Source organism: Sphingobacterium sp. T2, from assembly GCF_000814685.1.
Taxonomy (GTDB): Bacteria; Bacteroidota; Bacteroidia; order Sphingobacteriales; family Sphingobacteriaceae; genus Sphingobacterium; species Sphingobacterium thermophilum.
The window spans coordinates 1-1013 of the sequence record NZ_JXAC01000304.1 but is presented as its reverse complement, the minus strand read 5'-3'; the positions used below and the strand labels follow the sequence as shown (position 1 = coordinate 1013).

The 1013-nt window shown below is 37.2% G+C and carries 2 protein-coding genes and 1 pseudogene; 1 reads left to right on the top strand and 2 read right to left on the bottom strand.

The features are described 5' to 3' along the window. Positions 1–198: pseudogene (locus tag SD31_RS19640) on the bottom strand (phospholipase); the annotation flags it as partial. A 257-nt stretch (positions 199–455) separates the two neighbouring features. On the opposite strand from SD31_RS19640, the gene SD31_RS14390 reads away from it, so the two are divergent. Next, positions 456–860, top strand: coding sequence for a c-type cytochrome (locus SD31_RS14390; protein WP_039054627.1), 405 nt, complete (start codon positions 456–458; stop codon positions 858–860). A 24-nt stretch (positions 861–884) separates the two neighbouring features. Here the strand turns inward: SD31_RS14390 and SD31_RS14385 are convergent, their stop codons facing one another. After that, on the bottom strand, positions 885–1013 hold the full coding sequence (locus tag SD31_RS14385; protein WP_082021990.1) for an SH3 domain-containing protein: 129 nt from the start codon (positions 1011–1013) through the stop codon (positions 885–887).

Genomic DNA, 1013 nt, shown 5'->3' with positions numbered 1-1013 from the left:
ATTATAATGTTGGATGACATAATCTACCCAAGTTCCCATGACGCGATCAGGCTCCCACTTTCTGTGCGACTGAGGGGCTATAACAATAGCATTAGGAAGCTGTAAACCGCGCTCTAAGGCACGAAAAACACCATATCTTTTTACTCTTTCTAGGTTATTACTTCCTCTAAGACTTCTTCCGTGAAGAAAGACTATCAAAGGCAATTTCCCATTAGAAGTGTCTATTGAGGGCTGATGTATCAAAAAATTGTAACTCGTCCTGTCATATACTGCAGTTTGAGCTTGCAACCCCAAATAACTTAGCAAAAGCAGAAAACTAACAAGTATCTTCATAAATTTATTAAACACTATGGACGCAAAAATACACTTACAATCCACAAGTGTAAAATATTTCATGACATTTTTATGACGTTCCCAAAATCTTTCGTAATATTAGTTTTTATTATAAAAGAACAATGAAAAAACAGAAGAAAACCTTATTCCTTGCAGGAATATTATGCATGATAATTGCTGTTTCAGCATTTACCCAACCGGGACAGCCACAAAACGAAAAACCTAAAAATCTAAAGGTTTTACCAAAAAATATTTCGAATGAAGAGCTAACCAAGGTCATGCGCGGATTCAATGCAGCCCTCGGGGTAAAATGTAATTATTGTCACGCTCCAAAATCCAATGGCGAAAAAGGAATGGACTTTGCCAGCGATGCCAATCCTAAGAAAAATGTAGCTCGCGAAATGATAAAAATGACCCAGAAAATCAATAAGAAATACTTCAACAAAGAACACGATGGAGTGTTAAAAAATATTTCTTGCGAGACCTGTCATAACGGAGCAGCTAAGCCTAAGACATTAACAAAATAAGAAAGGGCTTATAAAAGCCCTTTCTTATTTTATCGGTTCAAGATATTCGGCATAACAATATCCTTCTATACCATTAACTGTTCGGATCAGCCACCATAAGCTGTTTGCTCGGTTTAGTAAGGTAATGACCTCTCCTTTCGCGGCCTGCCCTAT

Excerpts from the sequence above, each read along its gene's own strand:
- SD31_RS14390 (WP_039054627.1), top strand. The coding sequence starts at position 456 with ATGAAAAAACAGAAGAAAACCTTATTCCTTGCAGGAATATTATGCATG.